This window comes from Hydrogenophaga crassostreae (genome assembly GCF_001761385.1).
Classification (GTDB): Bacteria; Pseudomonadota; Gammaproteobacteria; order Burkholderiales; family Burkholderiaceae_C; genus Hydrogenophaga; species Hydrogenophaga crassostreae.
The window spans coordinates 4,157,247-4,181,003 of the sequence record NZ_CP017476.1 but is presented as its reverse complement, the minus strand read 5'-3'; the positions used below and the strand labels follow the sequence as shown (position 1 = coordinate 4,181,003).

At 63.5% G+C, this 23,757-nt stretch carries 20 protein-coding genes; 13 read left to right on the top strand and 7 right to left on the bottom strand.

Going from position 1 to position 23,757, the window contains the following annotated elements:
* Nucleotides 1–5: 5 nt before the first annotated feature.
* From LPB072_RS19345 to LPB072_RS19335, 3 genes are all read left to right on the top strand, one after another.
* Complete coding sequence (locus LPB072_RS19345; protein ID WP_066086792.1) at nucleotides 6–968, top strand: aspartate carbamoyltransferase catalytic subunit; 963 nt, start codon at nucleotides 6–8, stop codon at nucleotides 966–968.
* 130 nt (nucleotides 969–1,098) lie between these two features.
* Entirely contained in the window at nucleotides 1,099–2,436 is a 1,338-nt protein-coding gene (locus LPB072_RS19340) for a dihydroorotase (RefSeq protein WP_066086795.1), read from the top strand.
* Nucleotides 2,433–3,185 (top strand): lysophospholipid acyltransferase family protein, encoded by a 753-nt coding sequence (locus tag LPB072_RS19335; RefSeq protein ID WP_066086796.1) that lies wholly within the window; start codon nucleotides 2,433–2,435, stop codon nucleotides 3,183–3,185. The genes LPB072_RS19340 and LPB072_RS19335 overlap by 4 nt, the downstream gene beginning before the upstream one ends.
* A 126-nt stretch (nucleotides 3,186–3,311) precedes the next feature.
* On the opposite strand, the gene LPB072_RS19330 is transcribed toward LPB072_RS19335, so the two are convergent.
* The 4 genes from LPB072_RS19330 to LPB072_RS19315 all read right to left on the bottom strand — a co-directional run bounded on the left by LPB072_RS19330 (nucleotide 3,312) and on the right by LPB072_RS19315 (nucleotide 7,838).
* Entirely contained in the window at nucleotides 3,312–3,638 is a 327-nt protein-coding gene (locus LPB072_RS19330) for a chaperone modulator CbpM (RefSeq protein WP_066086799.1), read from the bottom strand.
* A complete protein-coding gene (locus tag LPB072_RS19325; protein WP_066087198.1) occupies nucleotides 3,635–4,609 on the bottom strand; it encodes a DnaJ C-terminal domain-containing protein in 975 nt (324 codons plus the stop codon). The genes LPB072_RS19330 and LPB072_RS19325 overlap by 4 nt, the downstream gene beginning before the upstream one ends.
* Nucleotides 4,610–4,713: 104 nt before the next feature.
* A complete protein-coding gene (locus LPB072_RS23260) occupies nucleotides 4,714–7,092 on the bottom strand; it encodes an alpha/beta hydrolase fold domain-containing protein (RefSeq protein WP_082876770.1) in 2,379 nt (792 codons plus the stop codon).
* Between the two features lie 74 nt (nucleotides 7,093–7,166).
* Nucleotides 7,167–7,838: a glutathione S-transferase gene (locus LPB072_RS19315; RefSeq protein ID WP_066086802.1), complete on the bottom strand. Its 672-nt coding sequence runs from the start codon at nucleotides 7,836–7,838 to the stop codon at nucleotides 7,167–7,169.
* A 95-nt stretch (nucleotides 7,839–7,933) separates the two neighbouring features.
* Between LPB072_RS19315 and LPB072_RS19310 the strand changes: the two genes are divergently transcribed.
* The 7 genes from LPB072_RS19310 (at nucleotide 7,934) to LPB072_RS19280 (ending at nucleotide 14,357) form a co-directional block, all read left to right on the top strand.
* Nucleotides 7,934–8,341 carry a DUF2946 domain-containing protein gene (locus LPB072_RS19310; protein ID WP_082876771.1) on the top strand — a complete coding sequence of 136 codons (408 nt, stop codon included), beginning with the start codon at nucleotides 7,934–7,936 and terminating at the stop codon, nucleotides 8,339–8,341.
* 203 nt (nucleotides 8,342–8,544) lie between these two features.
* Entirely contained in the window at nucleotides 8,545–9,045 is a 501-nt protein-coding gene (locus tag LPB072_RS19305) for a copper chaperone PCu(A)C (protein WP_066086807.1), read from the top strand.
* Between the two features lie 48 nt (nucleotides 9,046–9,093).
* Entirely contained in the window at nucleotides 9,094–9,492 is a 399-nt protein-coding gene (locus tag LPB072_RS19300; RefSeq protein ID WP_066086811.1) for a DUF2946 family protein, read from the top strand.
* A gap of 93 nt (nucleotides 9,493–9,585) precedes the next feature.
* Nucleotides 9,586–10,158 (top strand): cyclic nucleotide-binding domain-containing protein, encoded by a 573-nt coding sequence (locus LPB072_RS19295; protein WP_066086813.1) that lies wholly within the window; start codon nucleotides 9,586–9,588, stop codon nucleotides 10,156–10,158.
* Nucleotides 10,159–10,210: 52 nt separating this feature from the next.
* On the top strand, nucleotides 10,211–10,453 hold the full coding sequence (locus LPB072_RS19290; protein WP_066086814.1) for a hypothetical protein: 243 nt from the start codon (nucleotides 10,211–10,213) through the stop codon (nucleotides 10,451–10,453).
* 61 nt (nucleotides 10,454–10,514) lie between these two features.
* A complete protein-coding gene (locus LPB072_RS19285; RefSeq protein WP_066087205.1) occupies nucleotides 10,515–12,812 on the top strand; it encodes a TonB-dependent receptor in 2,298 nt (765 codons plus the stop codon).
* 138 nt (nucleotides 12,813–12,950) lie between these two features.
* Nucleotides 12,951–14,357 carry a PepSY-associated TM helix domain-containing protein gene (locus tag LPB072_RS19280; RefSeq protein ID WP_066086816.1) on the top strand — a complete coding sequence of 469 codons (1,407 nt, stop codon included), beginning with the start codon at nucleotides 12,951–12,953 and terminating at the stop codon, nucleotides 14,355–14,357.
* A gap of 247 nt (nucleotides 14,358–14,604) precedes the next feature.
* On the opposite strand, the gene LPB072_RS19275 is transcribed toward LPB072_RS19280, so the two are convergent.
* Together LPB072_RS19275 and LPB072_RS19270 are read right to left on the bottom strand one after the other, a co-directional pair.
* Nucleotides 14,605–16,899, bottom strand: coding sequence for a hypothetical protein (locus LPB072_RS19275; protein ID WP_066086818.1), 2,295 nt, complete (start codon nucleotides 16,897–16,899; stop codon nucleotides 14,605–14,607).
* A gap of 153 nt (nucleotides 16,900–17,052) precedes the next feature.
* Nucleotides 17,053–18,126: an ABC transporter ATP-binding protein gene (locus LPB072_RS19270; RefSeq protein ID WP_066086821.1), complete on the bottom strand. Its 1,074-nt coding sequence runs from the start codon at nucleotides 18,124–18,126 to the stop codon at nucleotides 17,053–17,055.
* 76 nt (nucleotides 18,127–18,202) lie between these two features.
* Here LPB072_RS19270 and LPB072_RS19265 point away from each other — a divergent pair, with 76 nt between their 5' ends.
* The 3 genes from LPB072_RS19265 (at nucleotide 18,203) to LPB072_RS19255 (ending at nucleotide 22,732) form a co-directional block, all read left to right on the top strand.
* On the top strand, nucleotides 18,203–19,813 hold the full coding sequence (locus tag LPB072_RS19265) for an ABC transporter permease (protein ID WP_066086824.1): 1,611 nt from the start codon (nucleotides 18,203–18,205) through the stop codon (nucleotides 19,811–19,813).
* Between the two features lie 65 nt (nucleotides 19,814–19,878).
* On the top strand, nucleotides 19,879–21,300 hold the full coding sequence (locus LPB072_RS19260) for a DUF2868 domain-containing protein (RefSeq protein WP_066086826.1): 1,422 nt from the start codon (nucleotides 19,879–19,881) through the stop codon (nucleotides 21,298–21,300).
* Nucleotides 21,293–22,732 (top strand): GTPase/DUF3482 domain-containing protein, encoded by a 1,440-nt coding sequence (locus LPB072_RS19255; RefSeq protein WP_066086829.1) that lies wholly within the window; start codon nucleotides 21,293–21,295, stop codon nucleotides 22,730–22,732. Before LPB072_RS19260 ends, LPB072_RS19255 begins: the two co-directional genes overlap by 8 nt.
* Before the next feature lie 45 nt (nucleotides 22,733–22,777).
* Here the strand turns inward: LPB072_RS19255 and LPB072_RS19250 are convergent, their stop codons facing one another.
* Nucleotides 22,778–23,539 (bottom strand): hypothetical protein, encoded by a 762-nt coding sequence (locus tag LPB072_RS19250; RefSeq protein WP_066086831.1) that lies wholly within the window; start codon nucleotides 23,537–23,539, stop codon nucleotides 22,778–22,780.
* Nucleotides 23,540–23,757 lie beyond the last annotated feature (218 nt).

The following is a 23,757-nucleotide window of genomic DNA, read 5'->3' as shown; positions in this document are numbered from 1 at the left end:
ATACCATGCAACTCCGAAAAAACCCCCAACTCAACAAAAATGGCGAGCTGATTCACCTGCTTTCGACCGAGGGTTTGTCGCGCGAAATCCTCACGCAGATTCTGGACACCGCAGGCAACTTCGTGAGCGTGAACGACCGCGAAGTCAAGAAGGTACCGCTGTTGCGCGGGAAAAGCGTCTTTAACCTGTTTTTTGAGAACAGCACCCGCACGAGAACCACCTTTGAAATTGCCGCCACGCGATTGAGTGCCGACGTGATCAACCTCGACATCGCGCGCAGCTCCACGGCCAAGGGCGAGTCGCTGATCGACACCATTGCCAACCTCAGCGCCATGGCCGCCGACATCTTTGTCGTGCGCCACAGCGAGTCGGGCGCTCCGTATCTGATCTCGCAACACGTAGCGCCGCATGTGCACGTGGTCAACGCCGGTGATGGTCGCCATGCACACCCCACGCAGGGGCTGCTGGACATGTACACCATCCGGCACTACAAAAAAGACTTTACCAACCTCTCCGTGGCCATCGTCGGCGATGTGCTGCACTCGCGTGTGGCTCGCTCCGACATCCATGCCCTGACCACCTTGGGGTGTCCTGATGTGCGCGTGGTGGGTCCACGAACACTGGTGCCCAGCGACATGACCCACATGGGTGTGCGCGTGTGCCACACCCTGGAAGAGGGCATCAAGGACTGTGATGTGGTGATCACGCTGCGCCTGCAAAACGAGCGGATGAGCGGTGCGTTGCTGCCATCCAGTCAGGAGTACTTCAAGAGTTTTGGCTTGACACCTGAGCGCCTGCGCTGGGCGAAACCCGACGCCATCGCCATGCATCCGGGGCCCATCAACCGGGGGGTCGAGATCGATTCGGCCGTGGTGGATGGCCCTCAGAGTGTGATCTTGCCGCAGGTGACGTTCGGCATTGCTGTGCGCATGGCCGTCATGGGCATCGTGGCGGGGAATGAAGCATGAGTATGGCTCCCACGCTTGACCGCTGCGCGGCTCGCTGCCTTCCATCGGGGTTGTCCCCGCAGGGGGCCGCCCTGCCGCAAACCGGTTCCGCTTTCCGCTGTTTACGGCGTTTGTTGCCAAGAGGGCGTCAATGAAAATCCTGATTCAAAATGGTCGCGTGATGGACCCTGCCTCGGGCCGCGACGAAATTGCCGATGTGGCGATTGCAGCGGGCCGCATCATCGCCATTGGCCAGGTCGCTGCCGACTTCCAGCCGAGCCGCACGATCGATGCAGCGGGCTGCATCGTGGCCCCGGGGTTGGTGGATCTGGCGGTGCGGTTGCGAGAACCGGGCCAGGAGCATGCGGGCATGCTCGAGAGCGAGATGGGCGCTGCTGTGGCCGGTGGCGTCACCTCTCTGGTCTGCCCACCCGATACCGACCCCGTGCTCGATGAACCGGGATTGGTGGACATGCTCAAGTTCCGCGCTGAGAAACTGCACCAGTCACGCGTGTTCCCGATTGGGGCATTGACGCGCGGCTTGCAAGGCGAAGTCCTCACCGAAATGGCAGAGCTCACCGAGTCGGGGTGCATCGGTTTCGGCCAGGCAGAGGTGCCTATCGTGAACACGCAGGTGTTGCAACGCGCCTTGCAATACGCCGCCACATTTGGCTACACGGTGTGGTTGCGACCGCAAGACTTTTACATGGGCAAGGGCGTCGCTGCCAGCGGCGCCTTGGCGACCCGCATGGGCTTGTCGGGAATCCCGGTTCTGGCCGAAACCATCGCGCTGCACACGCTGTTTGAAATCATGCGCGCTGCGCAGGGCAAGGGCAAGGCCAATGACGGCAAGGGCGCCCGCGTGCACCTCTGCCGCATCAGCAGCGCAGCCGGACTGGAGCTGATTCGGCAAGCCAAGGCCGATGGCCTGCCGGTAACCTGCGACGTGAGTGTGCACAACCTGCACCTCACAGATGTCGACATCGGCTACTACGACAGCCGCCTGCGGTTGCAGCCCCCGGTGCGTCAGCAACGCGACCGTGACGCGCTGCGGGCCGGCCTGGCCGATGGCACCGTCGATGCGCTGGTCTCGGACCACAACCCCGTTTCAGCGGATGCCAAGATTTTGCCGTTCGCCGAAGCAGAACCGGGCGCCACTGCCGTGGAGCTGTTGCTGGGCCTGGCCGTCAAATGGGCGCAGCAAGATGGCCTGGCGTTGATGCAAGCGTTGTCGGTGTTGACCCGTGGTCCGCAGACCGTGCTGGGCAACAGTCTGGGTACTTTGCAACACAGCGTCGGGCAGCTCAGCGTCGGTGGACAGGCCGATGTTTGCATCTTTGATGGCAATCGAAGCTGGCGCATCGAGCCCGAGGGGCTGCGCAGCCAGGGCAAGCACACGCCTTTTGGGGGGCACGAGTTGCCGGTTCAGGTTCGTGCCACTGTCGTGGGTGGGTATGTGGCCTTCGACGCTGCATCAGGGGCGGTGTGACGGCTCAACGTTCACCGGTCGCTGCATTGTGGCGTTTGCTGCGTGCCACGGCGCATGTGGTGCAAGGCTTGTGGATCATTCGAACCCGGTTCGGGCGCTTGAGTGCCGTGCAGCGAACCGACCATGTTCGCGATTGGTCGGGTGAAATTCTGCGCATCTTGGGGGTGGAACTGGTTGTGCGGGGAGAACCATGTCGCAGCGGGCCGGCCCTGGTGGTGGCCAACCACGTGTCGTGGCTCGACATTCTTGTGATGAACGCCGTGCAGCCAGCGCGTTTTGTGTCCAAGGCCGATGTCAAGCATTGGCCGCTGTTGGGCAGCCTGATCACCGGTGCTGGTACCTTGTATATCGAGCGTGAAAAGCGGCGCGATGCCATGCGGGTGGTGCACCATGTGGCCGAATGCCTCCAGGCCAAAGATCTGATCGCCATCTTCCCGGAAGGCACGACGGGTGACGGCGTCACGATGCTGCCTTTCCATTCCAATTTGTTTGAGGCGGCCATTGCCGCCGAGGCACCGGTGTTGCCTGTGGGGCTGTCGTTTGTACATGCCCCGACGGGCGCGCGTCACGATGCACCGACCTACATTGGAGACACCACGCTGATCGGATCGATATGGGCCACGCTGCGCGCTACCGGCCTGCGCGCCGTTGTGACCTATGGTGATGCCCAGTCGTCCGAGGGCCGAACTCGACGGATGTGGGCGCAAGATGTGCGCGCGGCGATTGCCGGACTGCAGTCATCAGATTGAACACTGAACACTGAACACCTCAACGGAATACCGCTTGCCCGAGCCCATGGGCTCGTCTGTCCTTGCGATTCAAATCTTTCGAACGGGAAAGCGCCGGTTATCTGGTTGTCTTCGTCGCGCGCCCATTCAACCGACGTCGTCTGGCGTTTGTGCGGCCAGTTGTGCGCGCAAGGTCTCGACCTCGTCCAGCAGTTGCAAGGCCAACGCGGCGCCGGGCAGATTGACGCCGAGATCACGCTGCAAACGCCAGGCCACGGAAACATGATGCACTTCGATGGCGGTGAAACGCCAGCTTTCGGCGGCCTCGCCTTCCGAGGGCTCGATCACACCTTCTTCAAGCATCGCCAGGACGAACTCGCTTTGCACTGAGCAGGCCCGGCAAAGGTCATCCAGCGTCAGTGACCCGTGTTGAGGGTCTTGCACGGGTGTGGCAGGTCGTTGGGGTTGGGTCATGACGCGTCTCCCAGTGGTGCCCTAGGGTTGAATGATTTGAATTCGCCGGCCATGCTCTCGTAAAGGGCTTTTGCCGCATCGGTGTTGGCCGGTGGCAGGGCGATCTTCAGAACGAAGTAGAAGTCGCCCGGCGTTTTCGCGGGAATACCCCGCCCTTTGAGGCGCAGCTTGCGACCTTCGCTGGAGCCGGCGGGCACGGAGAGTTCCACCTTCCCGCTGGGGGTGGGCACTTCGATGGTGGCGCCCAGCGCGGCCTCCCATGGCGCCACAGGCAGGTCCAGGTACACATCGTGTTTGTCCACGCGGTAATGCTTGTGGGGCTGGAAGGCCACCTCCAGGTACAGATCGCCGGCTGGTCCCTGACCCAGGCCCGGACCGCCCTGGCCAGCCAGGCGGATGCGCTGACCGGCGCGCACCCCACGCGGAATGTTGAACTCGATCGGATGTTCGCGCAAGACCACATGACCTTGCTCATCCATGGATGGCATCTGAAGCGTGACCTTGCGCGAGCCACCGTGGTAAGCCTCTTCCAGCGTGATCTGGATCTGGGCGTGGCTGTCCTGCCCCTTGGCCTGGAAATGTTGACCGCCGCGCGCCGAGCCGCCGCCACCGGCCGACTGGCTGGCGCGCGCCTGGCGAAACAGCGACTCGAAAAAGTCGCTGTGGTCGCCCATGTCCTGACCGTCAAACCCGCTGCCGCCGGTTTCAAAACCGGCTTTCCAGTCGGGTGGCGGCTGGAAGTCCTGCCCGCTTTTCCAGTTGGCGCCCAGGCGGTCGTAGGCGGCGCGCTTCTCGGGATCTTTCAAGACGTCGTAGGCCTCGCCCACTTCCTTGAAGCGTTCCTCTGCGTTGGGCTCTTTGCTCACGTCGGGGTGGTACTTCCGCGCCAGCTTGCGGTGCGCGCGCTTGATCTCGTCTTGCGAAGCGCTTCGCTCCACTTCCATGATCTTGTAATAGTCTTTGTATTCCACGCAGGGCCTTCCGTCGGTGTTCACTGGGGTGTCGCTTTGTGCGACCCCTGGTGCCTTGAACGATCAAAGGCCATTTGAACCCTGATCCGCGCCGCCGATTTGATTCAGGTCAAACGGTAGTCGCTCAGTCTCGGCTTCAGAACCGCTTGCACATATTCCTTGGTGAACCCAGGAAACAGCGCCACGATGCGACCACCCTCCATGCGGTACCAGCTGTTGCACTGGCTCCAGACCGAGCCCTGCAGCCGGCTTTGAAGGGCGGCATTGTGGGCGGCTTGCACCTCGGGTTTGACTGCGATCCAGCGGTGGCCGCCCGCTTTCACGGCTTTCATGCAATGAATGGCATGTTGCACTTCAGGCTCGATGTAGAGCAGGGTGGAGGTGTGGCCCGTGGCGGTGTTGGGGCCGAGCATGAGGAACATGTTAGGGAAACCCGCGACGGTGATGCCATGGTAGGCCTCGGGGCCTTTGGCCCAGGCTTGCTGCAGGGTTTGGCCGTCGCATCCGGTCACGTTCACGTCCGCGAGCAGGTGCACCGCATCGAAGCCGGTGGCGCAGATCAGCACGTCGATGGGGCGCTCCCGGCCATCGGTGGTCACGATGCCGGTCGGCGTGAAACGCTCGATGCCGGTGGTGACCAGTTCGACGTTGGGCTTTTCCAGTGCCGGGAAAAAATCGCTGGAGTAAATGATGCGTTTGCAGCCCAGCGGGTAGGTGGGGGTGAGGTGCTGGCGCAGTTCGGGGGTTTTGACTTGGCGGGATCGGTGCATGGCCGCAGTTTTCAGCATGCCCTTGCGCGCCATGCTGCCTTCATCGAAGCCGCGGCGGCCCCATTCGAGCACCTGCGTCCAGCACCAGCGCACGCCCATCGCATAGGGCGGGAAATGGGCCAGGGCGCGGTCCAGCGCGCCATAGCGGCGGTCCGGGCGGGGCAGGACCCAGTTGGCGGTGCGCTGGAACACATGGAGTTGCCCCGCCTCTTTGGCGATCGGCGGGATCAGCTGCGATGCCGTGGAGCCGGTGCCGATCACTGCCACGTTGCGGCCTCCCAGCGGCACGCTCGCGTCCCACCGCGCCGAGTGCAACCGTTGCCCGGTGAACGAGTCCAGCCCGGGAATCTCGGGCCAGCGCGGCTGGCTGAGCGGCCCGGTGCTGCAGACGAAATAGCGCGAGCGCAGGGTGTCGCCGTTGTCGGTGGTGAAGTGCCAGTGGCCGGTGGTTACGTCAAACTTGGCGTCGGTCAACCGGGTGTTCAACCGCAGGTGGGCGAGCAGCCCGTGGCGCTCGGCCAGGTCTTGCTGGTAGCGCTGGATCTCAGGGGCGCTGGCGAAGCGGCGCGTCCAGTTGGGGTTGGGGGCGAAAGAAAACGAGTACACCGGTGCGGGCACATCGACATGGGCGCCGGGGTAAATGTTGTCCCACCAGGTGCCGCCCAGGCCCGGCTGTTTTTCCAGAATGACGAAGTTGTGTTGCCCGGCGCGTTGCAGCTGGATCGCCATGCAGATGCCCGACATGCCCGCGCCCATGATCACGGTCTCGTGTTCGCTTTGGGTCGGCGTTCGGTGGGCCGCCAACGCGGTGAGCGCGAAGCGGGTCAGACGGTGGATGGCGTCATCGGCGCTGCGCAGCGCGCCGCCATGGAGCTGAAAGACATGCCAGCGGCCTTCGGTGATGTCGAGTGTGGAGGCCACGTCCGCTGCCTGCAGGGCGTTATGCAGGGCCAGCGCCTGCGGATGCAGCATTTCATCGGTGCCGGCCTGAACCAGGGTGGGCGGCAGGCCACGCAGGTCGGCCCGCAAGGGCGATGCCATGGCCGCTTCGGAAGGCTGTCCGTTCAGGTACAGGGCCGAGCAGGCTGTCACCCAGGCGGTGCTCAGCATGGCCTCGCCGGGTACCGGGGCGGGCTCGGTGGGCGGCGGAACCATGTCGGCCCAGGGTGAAAGCAACAACAAGGCGGCGGGTGGCGGGTCGCCCGCCTCTCGCAGGGCGAGGGCGGTGGCCAGCGCCAGTCCGCCCCCTGCGGAGTCGCCCGCGATCACCACGGGGCCGCTGGCGCGCAGCGCGCGGTAGGCGGCCAGCGCGTCTTCCAGCGCCGCGGGTTGGGGGTGTTCGGGCGCCAGGCGGTAGTTCAGCGCGAAGACGGGCAGCCCGGTGAACTTGGCCAGACGGCCGGTGAGCGAGCGGTGGGTGGTGGCCGAGCCGATGCAGTAGGCGCCGCCGTGCAGGTACAGCAGGCTACCCGATTGAACCGGCTCGGCATTTTTGCGCCGCACCCATTCTCCGGGCACGCCGGCCAGGGTCGCGGCTTCGATCTGGATGCCGCGAGGAATCAGCGTGGTGCGCGCAACGACCGCCAACCACCGTCGCTGAAAGCCGATCGGGAAGCGCGGATGGAGAACCGTTTTGAGCAGCAGGCGCAGCGACGTTCGCAGCAAGCCGGCAACAACGTGTTCTCGCAGGCCGCTGGGTCGAAAAGTGGCCATGGGTGTCTCCAGATTGCGCCGCCCGCTGACGGTCGCATTGTTGGGCGCCGGCGGATTCTCTGTCGCGCTGTCTTCTAGGCTTGGGCCTTGGCTGCAGCTGCTGCGGCCTTGGCGCGCTGCATCATGACTTCGGTGTTGGACTTGCGGTCTTCATTGACCTGCAACACCGTGGGGCGAGCACCCACGAGCTTGAGATAGTCGCGAACGGGCAGGTCGGCCAGAAAATCTCGGCCGTAAATGAGTTTGGTGGCGCCGGAGATCAAAGGCAAATGCACGGCCGCTGCGCAGTCGGCGAGGGTGAAGCTGTCGCCGCCAACAAAAGGTGAAAAGCGCGCCAGCTTGGCGAACGCGGCCACGTTTTTTTCCAGTTGCTGACCCACTTTCTCTTTCGCCGAATCGCTGACCTTGCCACCAAAGAAGGCTTCCGGATACAGGTTTCGGGCAACCAGTTCCAGGTGCAGTTCGATGTAGCGGACCAGTTCACGGGCTTTGGCCGCCTGAAACGGGTCGGCCGGAAGTAACGCGTTCGACGGGTATTGCGCCTCGATGTATTCCAGCATCACGGTCGATTCGCTGATGGGGCCGGCATCGGTCTTGAAATACGGTACTTTGCCCAGCGGGCTGGCCGAGGGATCCGTCTGGCCAACCCAGGCCAGCTCTTCTTCAAAAGCCACACCCTTTTCGAGCAGGGCGAGTTTGACCTTGTTGTAATAGTTACTGGCAGAAAAGCCGCAGAGTTTCAGCATTCTTTGTCTCCGTTTGTATGGGGTGTGTCGATGGTAGAGCCCGAATGTCCACCGTGACCGTCGCGCAGTTGACCGGGCGCTGATAAACTTCCCGTATGACTTTCTACCGTGTTCATCGCCGAATTGCTGCATGGCTTGCCATGCTGGCCGTGGTGATGAGCGCGCTCGCACCCACGCTCGCTCATGCCTGGGTCGCTGCAGCCGATGACGGTCTGTTGATTGAAGTCTGCAGTGCCAGTGGCATGGTGTGGCTCAAGGCCGATGGGTTGGATGCCACGGCGTCGCAGTCTTCAGATCAAGACCAGGACATGCCCATGGCCGACATGGGCAAGCACTGCCCCTGGAGCGGTGTTCATGCGCCCATGGCGGGCTTGCTGCCTGCACCCGTTGCAGGTGTTTTTGCCCCGGTTGATGGCTATTTCCAGGCCGCCGGGACAGTTGTTGGCCTGCCGGGCCAGATCCAGCGCGGCGCCCGCGCCCGCGCCCCTCCCCTGACCTCCTGAGCCAACGTCGTTGCGCATGCGAACGCGGTGCGCTAGTGTTGAAGTTTTTCAGGAGGCTCTGTGCCTCGTCCGTCTCCTCAATTGATTCATCCTTCCCGGGCGTTTTGTTGCCACTCGGGTTTGATGGCACGGCGCCCGGTTGATCCAGCGCCTGATTCGTTTCCCCCAAACCCTTTCTTTTCGCTTTTACTTCTGGAGTTCATATGAAAAAGCTGTTGATTGCCTCCCTTCTCACCATCACTGCAAGCGCCTGGGCGCAAACAGTCACCGTCAAGGTGGACGGCGCCTGGGTGCGCGGCACGGTGGCCACCCAGAAGGCCACTGGCGCCTTCATGCGTTTGACCGCCAGCGCCCAGTCCCGCCTGGTGTCCGTCAGTTCACCAGTGGCGGGCGTGGCGGAAATCCATGAGATGTCGATGGAAAACGACGTGATGAAAATGCGCCAGGTCGATGGTCTGGACCTGAAGGCGAACCGCGCAACCGATCTCAAGCCGGGCGGTTTCCACATCATGTTGATGGACTTGAAAGCGCCTCTCAAAGGCGGTGACATGGTTCCCATGACACTCACTTTTGAAGACGCTGACAAAAAGACCTTTACCCGGGATTTGACCGTTCCTGTTACGGCTTTGGGCAAGGGCAAGATGCCCAACGCGCAGAAGCCTGACATGACGAAGGAAATGAAGCCGGGTGAGCACAGCCACTGAGCGCCACGTCAAACGCTTTGACCCATTGATCATCTGATTCGCGGCGATATGGGCCTGATCTCCCCCCACCTTTTGCGCAGGCTCGCTGGCTGGTTGGTGGGCGCCATGCTGCTCGCCACTTTGGCGCCGGCGGTGTCGCGCACGCTGGCGGCTTCGCACCAGGCGGGGGACTGGGTGGAGATCTGCACGACGCAGGGCATGCGCTGGGCCCAGGTCGGGGTGGATGATGTTGTCCAGAGCGGCGGCCTGGATGAGGGCCTTTCCCATGCGATGGACCGCTGCGGGCATTGCACACTCGCTTCAGACCGTTTCGCACCTCTGCTGCCCGCACTGCCTGCCGTGGCCAGCGATCCCGGCACGAGCCCGTTACCCCGCCATATCCGTCTGGCCATCAGGGCCACCTTCGCACCCAGCCCGAGTGCGCGAGGCCCGCCTCTCCTGAACTGATTCGTTGGCGCGCACTGGCCGAGCGCGCGCCCGTTGTCTCGCGGTGTCCTGCGCAAGCGCGGCCGCGAACCCGTCAGTCATAGGAGCGTTGTCATGCATCCCGATGTATCCCTGGCTTCGCTGGCCTGCGCCAGCGCACAAGCCGTTTTTCAAGCCGGTGAGTCCGGCACAGTCTGGCGCGTTGTGCAAGGACTGGTGCGACTGGACCGGGAGGCCGGTTCCGAGCGCCATCCGGTGCAGATCGCCGTGCCCGGTGACCTCATTGGCACCGAAGCCTTGTGCAACCAGCCGTTCCGGTTCAGTGCCACGGCGCTCACCGCCTGCCTGCTGGAGGCCGTGATCGTCGCTGACACGCAGGCCCAGGCCACTTTGTTGCAGCAAGCGCTCATGCAGCAGCAGGCGCGCAGCCAGGACATGGCAGCCTTGCGCACCGGGACCGTGATTCAGCGCATCACCCATTTCCTGTACCTGCTGGGTTTCGAGTGGGGCCATGCCAGCCAGGTTCCCAATGCCGAGGCCATCCGGGCTGCGCTGCCCACGCTGCGTGAAGTCGCTCAGGTGGTCGACGCCAAGACCGAAACCGTGTGCCGCGTGCTGGGGCAGTTGATGCCTCCGCGTCGGCGCAAGCCGCAAGCGTCACCCGTGATGTGCGCGGCGGCCGCATGAGCAGCAACGCGGAACAACACAGCCGCAACCGCCGCGCAGCGGCATCGCGGTCGTGCATGGCTTCGCCCTGCTGGTGGTGTGGGCCATGCTGAACCTGGCCCATCGCTATCCGCCCGCCGATTCGACCGTGGTGTCGAGCGCAGCCCTCCATGCCATGGCCCCGCCAGAGCGCTTGTCCATCGCACCGACTGAAGGGGCCGCTCTGCCCGATTGGGTGCAGCAACGGCGGCACCAGGACAGTGCCGCGCCCTGGCAAGTGGATGCCCAGGGACATGTGGTCTGGGACCACCCCTGAAATGGCGCATTTCCGATCCGCCTTTTTCGCCTCATTCTTTGAATTTTTTGAACAAACCACCATGAAACACCACCGTTTGAAAGCCTTTCACCTCGCCATGGCCGCCGCCGTCCCGGTTGTGTCCTTGATGGCCGCCCAGGCCATGGCCCAGGGCGCCAGCAATCCCAGTTTGCCCACCGTCACGGTGCGCGAAAAGGCGCCAGTCGCCTTGCAACCCGCCGCCAGCCTGCACGGCGAGGACCTCGTGGGTCAGCGCGCCGCCACCAGCGATACAGCGAGCCTGTTGCGTGGTGTGCCGGGTGTGAGCCTGCGTGGCGCGGGTGGCGTGTCCAGCCTGCCGGCCATCCAGGGCCTGGCCGACGACCGCTTGCGCATCCGGGTCGATGGCATGGACCTGATCGCTTCCTGCCCCAATCACATGAACCCCGCGCTGTCGTACATCACGCCCTCGCAGCTGGGTGCGCTCAAGGTGTACCCCGGCATCTCGCCCGTGAGCGAGGGGGGCGACAGCATCGGCGGCAGCATTCTGGCCGAGTCGGCCGCGCCGGTGTTTGCCACGCCCGACGAAGGGGCGATCACCGACGGTGAGGTAGGCGCCTTCTACCGTAGCAACAACCAGGCCCGTGGCGCCAACCTGTCCGCCCGCTATGCCACGCCCACACTCAGCCTGGGCTACAGCGGCTCGGTCAGCCGCGCCGACAACTACCTCGCCGGTGCCGATTTCAAGGACTACACCTTCACCGGACGCACCGGCCACAGCCTGGCGCTCGACGAGGTGGGCTCCACCGCTTATGACACGCGCAACCACGCGCTGAGTCTGGCTTACAAACGGGACGCGCATCTGTTCGAGGCCCGTGTGGGTGTGCAGGACATGCCCTATCAGCTCTATCCGAACCAGCGCATGGACATGCTGGACAACGACCAGCGCAGCATCAACCTGAGCTACACGGGCAACATGGACTGGGGGCGCGTGAAAGCACGCCTCTACGATGAAAAGGTTGATCACTTCATGGACTTTGGCGCCGACAAGCGCTACTGGTACGGGATGGCTTCGGGCGGCAGCACCGCCTTGGATGGCCGGCCTTGTGGTGCCAACAGCGCCATGTGTGCCGCGGGCATGCCGATGTACACCGAAGGCAAGACCCAGGGCGCGTCCCTCAGTGGGGAGATCGCTCTCAATGAGCGCGACCTGTTGCGCTTGGGTACCGAGCTTCAGCGCTACAGCATCAACGACTGGTGGCCCGCATCGGGTGGTGGCATGTACCCCGGTACTTTCTGGAATATCCGCGATGGCGAGCGCAACCGCACCGCCGCCTTTGGCGAATGGGAGCGCAACGCGAACGCCCAGTGGATGACGCTCGCGGGTTTGCGTGTGGAGCAGGTGCGCATGGACGCGGGCGATGTCGTGGGTTACAACCCGGCCGGCATGGGCTTCCAGGCGCGCGATGCCGAGGCTTTCAACGCCAGCGATCGCAAGACCAAGGACAACAACATCGACGTGACCTTGCTGGCTCGCTACACCGCCAGCGATCACCACGACATCGAATTTGGTTTTGCCCACAAGGAGCGCTCACCCAACGTCTATGAGCGCTTCCCCTGGTCGACCTGGGGCATGGCCGCGCTGATGAACAACTTTGTGGGCGATGGCAACGGCTACATCGGCAACCTCGGTCTCAAGCCCGAGAAAGCCGACACCGTGTCCGCGACGTTCAACTGGCATGCCGCCGACAAAGCCTGGGGTGTTACTGCCACACCTTTCTATACCCGCGTCGAAGACTACATCGACGCCCAGCAATGGAATGGCATGAGCAACCAGGCGGTAGCCCAGCCCGCCAGCAACCAGTTCAGTGTGCTGCGTTACACCAACCAGGCCGCCCGCCTTTATGGTCTGGACCTCACCGGCCACATGCCACTGGCGCGCAACGGCTGGGGTGACTGGGGCCTCAAAGGTTTGTTGAACTACACCAACGGCCGCAACCGGGACACCGGTGATGGCCTCTACAACACCATGCCGCTCAACGCGCAGCTGGCACTGACGCACAAGTCCGGGGGCTGGGACAACAGCATCGAGCTGGTGACGGTAAAGGCCAAAACCGATGTGTCTGAAGTGCGCAACGAAGTGACCACGCCGGGTTATGGCCTGGTGCATTTGCGCGGCAGCTATTCGTGGAAAACCGTGCGAATCGATTTCGGTATTGAAAACCTCTTTGACCGCTTGTATGGCCTGCCCACGGGTGGCGCGTATGTGGGGCAGGGCACAACCATGGCCAACCCCATGCTGCCCAATTACCCGCAATGGGGTACCGCTGTACCTGGCATGGGCCGCACGTTCTACACCGGCGTGAACGTGAAGTTCTGATCGGTCACCGCACGTTGAGCACCCGGGCGATCACGAAGTGAGCGTCCGGGTGCAGACGCCGCCTGCCGCCTCGGGGATCGCGGGCCTCGGCCATCACAAACCGACTGCTGTTTCTAGTTTCCATTTTTTTGAACCGATATGACCAACTCTTCCCTGGCTTCTGTCGACCGCACAACCCCGGGCGTTTCCCGCTTCTACGCCACGGCATGGCGGTGGCATTTTTATGCCGGCCTGTATGTGGTGCCGTTTTTGTTCATGCTGGCCATCACCGGGCTGGTGATGGTTTTCTTCACCGGATTTCAAACACGCCTGGGCTTTGTGGTGAAAGTGACACCCCAGGCGCAATCCGCGAGTGTGGTTCAGCAAGCCGATGCAGCGCTGGTCCATTTGCCCGGGGCCACGCTCAAGGAGTACATCGCCCCCAAAGAGGCCGATACCGCGAGCTGGTTTTTGGTTTCGCACGGTGGTGCAACCGAGGCTGTGGCCGTCAACCCCTACACCGCCGAGGTGCTCAAGGTGGTCGACAAAGACAACACGGTGTTTGCCTGGGCCGAGCGCATCCACGGCAGCTTGCTGCTGGGGGATGTGGGTGACCGCTTGATCGAGATCGCGGCGGGTCTGGCTGTGGTGATGGTGGTCACAGGCTTGTACCTTTTCTGGCCCCGCAACGGTGGACGGTGGTCGGAAGTGCTGGTGCCCAATCTGCGGGCCCATGGCCGTGCGTGGTGGCGCTCCTTGCACGCCAGCATCGGGTTCTGGCTCAGTGGCATCCTCATGGTTTTCCTGTTGACGGGCATGGCCTGGACGGGGGTCTGGGGCGGCAAACTGGTGCAAGCCTGGAGCACTTTTCCCGCGACCAAATGGGACGCGGTGCCCAAGTCAGACGCCACCCATGCTTCGCTCAATCAGGCCGGTCAGCACGAAGTGCCCTGGGGCCTGGAGCAAACGGCCATGCCCGCCTCGGGCTCCAGCGCCGGCTTGCCCGGTGTGCCCGCCGGCAGCGCGGTGGACCTGGCGAACGTGACCGCTCTGGCTGGTCAACTGGGGTTCAAGGGGCAGTTCCACGTTCAGGTTCCCAGAAGCGACGACGGTGTGTTCACGGTGTCGGCCGATTCCATGAGCGGTGACACCACCGATCCCACCGCGGACCGAACCGTTCACATCGACCGCTACACCGGCAAGGTTCTGGCAGAGGCCGCTTTCACGGACTACTCTGTGGCGGCCCAGGCGATGGCGGTGGGGACCGCGCTGCACCAGGGCGATCTGGGCTGGTGGAATGCGGGGCTGAACATGTTGTTTTGCGCAGCGATTGCGTTCTTGTGTGTGAGCGGTGTCGTGGTGTGGTGGAAACGCCGCCCTGCGGGCAGCGGTCGCCTGGTCGCTCCGGGTATGCCGCAAGACATCAAACGCTGGAAGACGGGGGCCTTGGTGATGCTGGGCGTGGCGTTGGCGTTTCCACTGGCGGGCGCGTTTCTGGTGGGCTTGTTGTTGCTGGACGCCTTGTTGCTGTCGCGCGTGCCGGCGATTCGCCGTGTTTTGAGCTGATCGCACGATTTGCATCTGATTTTTTCGACGCTGACCAACCGGTCACGATGGGAATCAGGCCCCGTGACCAGCCTCGAGCCAGCAGCACAAGCCCCCTTTTTGATGGAGGTGGAAAACGGCTGGATCAGCCGTCAATCTGCCCCACCTTGGGCCAGCTTGCTCGCGTGGCGCTGAGGTCGAGTCGTGAAAAAGCCTGACCGCGGCAGTCGCCAGTCAGGCCCTTTTTACAGCCGAAGATCGCTGCGCGCTATCGAGCCCGTCGACGGATGTTCGGGTAGTTCGCGGGGTTCAACACCATGCTTCCCGTGTTGGTTTCGTTTCGCAATGGGACCGGGACGTAGTTGTAGTGCAGGCTCCAGCTCAAGCCACTGGCTTCGCGGTCAACGCCCTGGCCCAACGCTGCGTAGGTATTTGTTCCCCAGTTGAGCACGCGGCCATCGGGCATCAGAGCACTGCCACCACTGGATGACGCAGCAATCGACAAAGCACCCGTCATTGGCCCCCCGCCGTTTTCGGCGACCACGGTACCGGGCGTGCGTGCGTCTTCATATGGCGGTGCCGAAGACGCTATTCCCCGAGGGTTGTTTGCCCCGTCGCCCAAGGTGCCATCCTGGCCGCTGGCAGCCCATGACCAGATTTGGCCGAGGCTGTCCAAAGCGTAGTTATGGCGCGGCCCACCGGCGGCAACCATCGTGATGTTGCTCAGGCTGGGAATAGGTGCTGCATAGGGAATTCTTTCCTTCTTGCCGTAGCTGGCAATTCCGTTGGTTTCTCCCGCACCCCAGATCCAGACCTTGCCATCGGCATCCAGGGCCATGGCATTGCCGTAACCAGCAGAGACCTGCACGATATTGTCCAGCTCGCTGCCGTCTGATTTCTTGACGGTGTCGGGCCAGTTTTTGTCTGCATAGCCTGTCAAAGTGCCTGAACCCAGGACGCCTCTGAGGTTGTCCGATCCAAAGGCGTAGACCTTGCCGGCCTGGGTCAACGCCAGGTAGTAGCTTTCGCCTGCAGAAATCTGCGCGATGTTGGTGAGGACGCCTGCGCCATTGGGGCCTGGAACCAGCGTGGGCAAGCACCGCATGGTGGGCACGCCCGGAAATGTGGGCGTACCCCAATACATCACGCGGCCATCATCGAGCAGTGCGACGGCGTTTTCGGCGCCTGTTTCTGCCTGCACCACGTTGGTCAGAGGGGCTGTTCCAGGAGCGTCTTTGACATTGACCGGGAGCAAGATCTCTCCCGAATACCTCCCGGTACCAGCGGTACAGGAGTCGTTGCTGCCCCAGATCCAGATGGAACCATTGCGACTCAGCGCAAGCGCGCTGCCGTGGCCTCCACTGGCCTGGACCACATCGGTCAACGGCCCATTGCCCGCCATGTTTTTGATGGGCGTGGGATGGGTCAAATAGGGTTGCTGTCCGCGCGCCATGCCTTGGGCCAGCACCTGGCTGTATGAGCTGTGTGACCCGCTCCAGATCAACGCGCGGTTGTCGGCCGTAACAACCATGCCGTAGCCATCGGTTGCTCCCTTGCTCCCGCTCCAGTGGCGCTGGGGCGTGGAGCTGAGCGACAGTTTGGCTGTCTGGCCACCGCTGGACACGGTGACCACATCGCGTGCGTCCAGGCGTTTGACGGTGACCTGCGAGCAGTCGGCGTTGACGGTGACCTTGCTCGCATCGCTGGTGGCGCAAACGGGTGGGGAGGCCATTGGCGCACCGAACGGGCCGCTGAACGCTATGGCAACAGTGGTTGGTGTGTTCCATGGCACTTCGCCACCCTGTGGCGAAACGACGGTGGCCGAGGGGTTCGGGTTCGGCACGTAGTAACTCACACCTTCAAAGGTGTATTGCGGCAGGTTGGCGCGGATGCTGGCAACTTCGGCTTCGTTGTTGGTGTAGAAGTGAAAGCCCTTGCTGGCGAAGTAGAAGCGGTACAGGGGCATCAGGCCAACGCCAGGCGTGATGCTGGCGCGGTAAGCCGCACCCTCCAGTTTGAACTGGGCAAAGTTGGCCTGGATGTAAGCCTTTTCCTGCTCGCTGATGGTGTAGAAATGCACCCCGGTCTGGGTGTTGTAGAAACGGTAAACGGGCTGCAGCGTTGTTTCACTTTGGTTGGCCGAAAAAAACGCGGGACCGTTGTACTGCATGTAGGGTGCCGAGGCTAGCACCGCATCGCGTTCTGCCGCGCTCGAAGTGAAAAAGTGGGCCTCGGTCAGCGTGTTGAAGAAACGGAATACCTGGGTGGCCGATATGGGTGCAGTGCGGGCGCCCGCTTTGGCCGAGTCCTGGGGGGTGCTGGATTGGGCTTCGAGCGCCTGAGCCAGGTCTTGGGCGTTGATCTGAGCGCTCTTGGCCATCAACTCGCTGAAGGTTTGTGTGGTGGCAGGGCTGGCAGCACCGGGGCTGGCGCCGCTTTCTGCCTGGCTTGACTTGAGGGGCGCCAGATCTGGTGACCCGTCGCCGGAGCCTCCGCCACAGCCGGAGAGTGCGAACAACAGGACCAAAAGGCTGGCTCGCCCAGTGTGTTTTATGGGTTTCATACTGTGGTGCTCTGTAGAAGAAATGATGCGCAACGGACAGTATATTTGAGCCCCTTTGCATTACTTTGATGTTCCCCCCGAATTCTGCGAATGCACCACGGGTGAGTGGTGCATTCGAAATGCACGCGTCTGCTGACCCCAGGCTGGGTGGCTCTACGCTGAGGTGGTGCGCTCAAAGGTGACCACATGGTCAACCTCGGCGCGGATACCGATCCACTCACCCACGGCGTGGTTGTGGTGCGACGGCACATGGGTCATCACCGTCTCGCCGCTGGCCAGGCGCAGCGTGTAGAGAAACTCCGAGCCTCGAAACGATTTGCGCACGATCTGTGCCTTCACCGGCGCGGCGTCGTCGTGCACGATGTCGTCGGCCCGCAGCAAGACATCGCACAAGCCGTCAGCGTAGGCCGAGGGCAGTGGGCATTCTTCGAGGTCGAGCAAATCACCCAGGGGTGTGCGCACGATCACGTCCTCTCCCTGCTGGCGGATTTGCGCCTGTGTGAACACACCGTGGCCGATGAACTCGGCCACGAAGCGGGTGGTCGGGCGGTGGTAGAGCGCATAGGCGTCGTCCCACTGGTGCAGGTGGCCTTCGTGCATCACGCCAATCACGTCGCCGATGGCAAAGGCTTCGAGCTGGTCGTGGGTCACGAACAAGGCGGTGGCGCCGGCCGCTTTGAGAATGGCGCGCACCTCGTGGGCCAGGCGTTCGCGCAAATCCACGTCCAGATTCGAAAACGGCTCATCGAGCAGCAGCAGGCGAGGGCGGGGCGCCAAGGCCCGGGCCAGGGCCACGCGCTGTTGCTGGCCGCCGGAGAGTTCGTGGGGCCAGCGCTGTTCCATGCCTTCCAGCCCGACAAGCCTCAACACCTCCATCACCCGCGCGACGCGTTCGGCGCGTGGCAAGGACGCGATGCCAAAGGCCACATTGCGGCCCACGTTCAAATGGGGAAACAGCGCGTAGTCTTGAAACACCATGCCGATGCGGCGCTGCTCTGCGGGCATGTGGTGGTGCCCGTCGCTCACGGTTTCGCCTCCCATCACGATGCTGCCGGCGCTGGCCTTTTCCAGCCCGGCCACGGCGCGCAGCAGCGTGGTTTTGCCGCAGCCCGAGGGGCCGATCAGCACACCGATGTCACCGGCGCGCAACCCCAGCGACACACCGTCCACCGCCGCCTGGGCCTGACCCGGGTAGCGAACGGACAAATGGGTGGTGGACATGAACATGTTTGCAATTGTAGATAATATTCATTCTCATTTATGTTGTGGTGGCATCCGCTGCCCGTCTTGACTCCTCCCCTATATGTTCCGCTGGATGGCCCTGACCACCTTGTTCTTGCTGGCTGCGTTGTTGACGCTGCCGGTGGTGTCACTGGGCGCCTCGTGGTTGCAGTTCGATGCGGCCGCGCGCGACGTGCTGGTGCAGATGTCGCAGACCGTGTTGCCTGAGTACGCGCTCACATCGCTGTGGCTGTGTCTGAGTGTGGCCCTGGGCGTGGCAGTGGTGGGCATGGCCACCGCTTGCGGTGTCACGCTGTTCGACTTCCCCGGACGGCGGGTGCTGGAGTGGACCTTGTTGCTGCCGTTGGCGATGCCTGCCTATGTGGTGGCCTACGCTTACACCGACTTCCTGCAGTTCAGCGGCCCCTTGCAAGTGGGCCTGCGCGAGACCTTCGGCTGGCAAGGGCGTTTGTTGCCCGAGGTGCGCAGCACCGCGGGCGCGGTCTGGGTGTTCACCTTTTCGCTGTATCCCTATGTGTATTTGCTGGCGCGAACGGCGCTCACCGAGCGCGCCTCGCAGCTGATGGAAGCCGCGCGTTTGCTGGGGGCACCGCTGTCGCGTCGCATCCGCGAGGTGGCTTTGCCGCTGGCGCGTCCGGCGGTGGCGGCGGGCGTGGCGCTGGCACTGATGGAAACCCTGGCCGATTTTGGCGTGGCAAGTTACTTTGGCATCCAGACCTTCACCGCCGGTATCTACAAAGCCTGGCTGGTGATGGACAACCGCATCGCCGCCGCCCAACTGGCCACTGTGTTGCTGGTCACCGTGGCCCTGCTGCTTTGGGTGGAGCACCGCGCCCAACACCGTTTGCGCTTTGCTTCATTGCGCGGTCAGCGCAGTGGCAGCGACGATGCCCAGCCCGCCCGTTTGCGTGGCCACCATGTCTGGCTGGCCTGGCTGGTCTGTGGCCTGCCGGTGCTGTTTGGGTTTGTCCTGCCAGTCTTGTTCATGTTGCGTCCCTTGGTGGCTGGCTGGGGTGAGCTGCCGTGGGGCTCGTTTGTGCAGTGGTCGCGCAACAGCATCTGGCTGGCGGGCCTGTCGGCATTGCTGGCCACGGCGCTGGCGTTGGGCCTGGCCTTCGCCGCGCGAGCCTGGCCTTCGGTGCTTTCGCGCGGCGCGGTGCGGCTCACGAGCCTGGGCTACGCCGTGCCCGGCGCGGTGATCGTGGTGGGTCTGTTGCTGCCGGTGGGCTGGCTGCAGTCGACCTGGCCCGGGAGCGGTGCGGGATTCTGGATCACGGGCACGGCGCTCGGTATTGTCTGGGCCTACCTGGTGCGCTTCACCGCGGTGGCCCTGCAATCGGTGCAAAGCGGCTACACCCGCGTGCCCACCAGCCTCGATGATTCAGCGCGCATGCTGGGTGCCACCGGTTTCGCCCTGGCCTGGCGGGTGCACGCGCCCTTGCTCAAACGCTCGGTGATCGCAGGCGCGTTGCTGGTGTTTGTGGATGTGATGAAAGAGCTGCCAGCGACATTGGTGCTGCGCCCGTTCAACAGCGACACCTTGGCTGTTGTGACTTACCAGCTGGCGCGAGACGAGCGCCTCGGGGAGGCCGCCTTGCCAGCCCTGGCGCTGGTACTGGTTGGGTTGCTGCCGGTGATCCTGCTCAGCCGCACGCTGCGCCGGGTAGCATAGGCGAATTGCCCGTCTGAAAGCGTCCTGTTTGCGGACGCTCTGCAGGGCTTTCCGGAGACCCCTGTTTGAGCCAAAGCCCTTCCCCCGCCCCGTTTCGCGACATCGCGCTGGCCCATGCCGTGCGGTTGCTGGAAGAGGCAGGCGCGCTCGATGACGCGGGTGAAATGACCCTGGCGCATGCACGCCAGCACAGCGAGCAGGACCGCATTCTTGAGCGCGCCCGCTTGCTGGGTGCGCGTCTGGGGCTGCTGGCCGATTGGTCCCGTTTGCGCGGTGCGCTGTGGCTGTCTGCCGGTTTGTCGGTGTTGCTGGCGTATGGGCTGGCCGGAGGCTTGCTGGCCAAGGCCCTGGGAACCGGCCAAACCATCAATGCTGCCCTGGCTTTCGTTGCGGTGTTGGGCGTGCCGGTATTGGCGCTGTTGCTGTGGCTGGTTTGGGCACTGGGTGCGGCGCTTGTATCCAACGGATCGGGGCCTTGGTCGCTCGGGCAATTCATGCTCGGTTTGGCTGCCCGGCTGCCCTGGCTGCATGGGCCGCACTCCATGAATCTGCTGCGTGGCATTCATGCCGTTTTGCGCGACAACCGTCTGGGGCTTTGGCTCTTCGGCGCCATCAGCCACGCGCTTTGGGCGCTGGCATTTGCGCTGATGTTGCTCACGCTGCTGGTGCTGTTCTCTTTCCAGTCCTTTCAACTGACCTGGGAAACCACCATTCTGGACGCCGGCTTTTTTGAGCGCTTTCTGGAGGTTACGGGGTGGTTGCCCAAGGTGCTGGGCTTTGTCGTGCCCGATGGTGTGGCGCTGAATGGGACCGCTGACATGCCCGGCAGCGCGCAGCCCTCGTTGCCGATCGCGCTGTGGTTGCTGGCCTGCACGCTGCTGTATGGGTTTCTGCCGCGCCTGTTGGCGCTCGTGGTCTGCGCCGCCGTGTGGTTTCGCCGGTCGGGGCAGTTGAGCCTTGATACGCGCGACCCTTATTTCCGTCAGTTGGCCGCCCGGTTTTCGGCGATGGCGCCGGCCACGGTGGTGGACGAAGAGCACGCTGCCCCAAGAGAGCCAGGCCGCCTGTTTCGCGCTCTCGTACCCGGCCAGCCCGTGCCCCGCGTCATGATCGGCTTCGAACTGTCCAGTGAACTGGATTGGCCGCCAACAGCCTTGGCCGGGGTTGCTGATCAAACCCACGCCATCACTGGCACCATGACCGAACGGTTGCAGTTGCTCACCGCTTTGGCCAGCGCGCCGCCAGCCAAAGCCTTGATTCTGTGCTCTGCCGCAACCAGCCCGGATCGGGGCGCCGAGCGCTTCTTGCGGCAGGTCTGTGCCGAGGTGGCCAGCTGTGCCTTGCTGCCTGTGGCGTCCAGAGACCCGCAGAACGACAAACCTGAGCGATGGGCCGCCTGGCTGGCGGCAACCGGTCTCAAAGCGGTGGCGCTGTGTGCAACAGCGCAGGATGCACAACAGTGGCTGGAGGCCAACGACCATGGTTGATGCCAAAAAGAACGGCACCATCAACATTGCCGTCGTTGGCCACACCAACGCCGGCAAGACCTCGCTGCTGCGCACGCTCACGCGGCGGGTGAACTTTGGCGAAGTGTCCGACCGCCCCGGTACAACCCGCCATGTGGAAGCCATCGGCCTGGATGTGGACGGGCGCACGGTGGTGCGCTACTTTGACACGCCGGGTCTGGAGGACTCGGTGGCCCTGCAGTACCACCTCAAGCAAATGCCAGAGCAGCTCACGCCGCCGCAGCGTGTGGCGGCCTTGCTCGAAGGGCCCGAGGCCAAAGGCGTGTTCGAGCAAGAGGCCAAAGTTCTGCGCCAGATGCTCAATGCCGATGCGGCGATTTACGTGATCGATTGCCGCGAGCCGGTGTTGCCCAAATACCGCAGCGAAATCGAGGTGCTCAACGCCTGCGCGCGGCCGATCATGCCGGTGCTCAATTTCGTGCGCAGCGAACAAAGCCGCGAGCCCGAATGGCGCGAAGTGCTGGCGGCCTATGGTTTGCACGCAGCGGTGTTGTTCGACGCCGTGGCGCCTTTCGTGGGCGCCGAGCGCCAGCTCTATGAAGACCTGAGCGTCTTGATGCGGCAGCACAAAGGCACGCTGCAGACCGTGCTCGATGATCTCGATCGCCAGGCCGACGAGCGCCGCACCGCCAGCGCCCAGCGCGTGGCCGACACCCTGATTTCCGCAGCCGCCATGCGCCGCGAAATCGAGCCTCAGACCCTGAGCGATGCCAAAGCGAAAGAGCGCTTCGTGAGCACCTTCCGGCGCGAGCTGGTTGATGGCGTGCGCAAGTGCGTGGACGACTTGCTGCAAATGCACGGCTTCGAGAAAAACGATGCCCAGCTTGACGTGATGCAGTGGACCAGCGGCCGCTGGGAGTCAGACCTGTTCAATCCCGAAACCCTGGCCAGCGTGGGTCGCCTGCTGGGCAAAGGCGCTGCCGCCGGTGCTGCCGTGGGTTTCACCCTCGATCTGGCGCTGGCTGGCATGTCGCTGGGCGCTGCCACCGCGCTGGGCGCGGCCATCGGTGGAGCACTGGGCCAGGGGTGGGGGCAGGCTCCGCGCAAAATTCGCAACACCTTTCTGGGCATCGAAGAGCTCACGCTGGACAACGATGTCCTGATCGTATTGGCCGACAGCCTGGTGCATCTGTGCCAGGTATTGCAGGCCCGGGGCCATGCGGCCCAAGACACCATCGAAGTGCGCCTGGCGCCGTCCGGGGAATACCGCAAAGCCTTGCTGCAACTGCTCGATCCGCTGGCGCAGGCCCGGGCCCACCCCGAATGGGAGCATCACGCAGGCAGCCGGCGCAACCACAGCACGCGCCGCGAAGTGCTGGGGCGGGAACTGGCGGGTCAGTTGATCGAACTGCTGCAAGCGCCCGTCGAGAGCGTGCGCGAACTGCCCCGCTGAGTGGCGGCGGCGTGTTGGCGGGCGGTGCGGGTGAAGTGCGTTTGGTCAGCTTGACATCGGTGTGAACAGCAGGGGCATGAGCCTGGCCTGACCCACTTCGCGCTCGACATAGACCTTGGCCAGGCTGCGGACTTCCCATGGCGAAGGTCTGGCCTCCCTGTCGGATGTCTGGAGCGATTCGATCAGTCGGTACAAGCCAAGCTGAAGCTCATGATCGTGCCGGTCGTCGGCGCCCTTGCGGCGCAGGGTGTCAAAGCAGGTCTGGGCCTCGCGGAAATTTCGATGCGACTGGTGGCGTTGCGCCATCCAGAGAACCTCCTGGGTGCGACTGGACATCTGGCTGCCCACCAATGAACTGTTCAAACGGACCTCGGCACTGTTCATGCCCGCATCTGAGCGGCACACGCGGGCCACCCACAACTGCGGTTGTTGAAGGCCCATCTCTGCTTTTGTGCCCGCCGGGCGGCTCAATGTGGTGAGCAAGCGCTGTGAGGCTTCAAGGAAGTGCGATGGGCGGGGAAGCCGGGTGCGCTGCTCCGTGGCCAGCATTTCCAGGCCGATGATGGCGAAACCATTGTCTTCGGCCGGTCCTCCAGCGAGCGTGTGAACAGCCACCACAACGGAACATTGCAGATCTCGAACGATCTGCGTCAGGTTGCGTGCGGTGCCGTGCACCCAGCCGGGCCAGGCGTCCATCGAACGATCTCCCTGCGAGGGATGGTTGTCCAGCGGGGCGGGGCCGCTGTTGGCGGCCAGGTCTTCGAAGTCGGTGCTGGAATCGAGATTGAGGTCGAGATGGAGGTGCATGTTGAATCCAGGGTGTGTGTGACGGCCAGGGCGCAGAAGCGCCAGGAACCATGGCCCTCCAAGAGCGTGACCTGGTCGCGATCCGGTGGGGTTGTCTCAGATACCGCTGAAGCGAGCGTTTGGATTCAAACGATGTGTGTCATGGGCCATTCCCGGTGGGCGTGGCGGGTGGGTACAGGGCGCTGATCGCACCGTGTTGGTGCCTGGCAGTGCAGGAG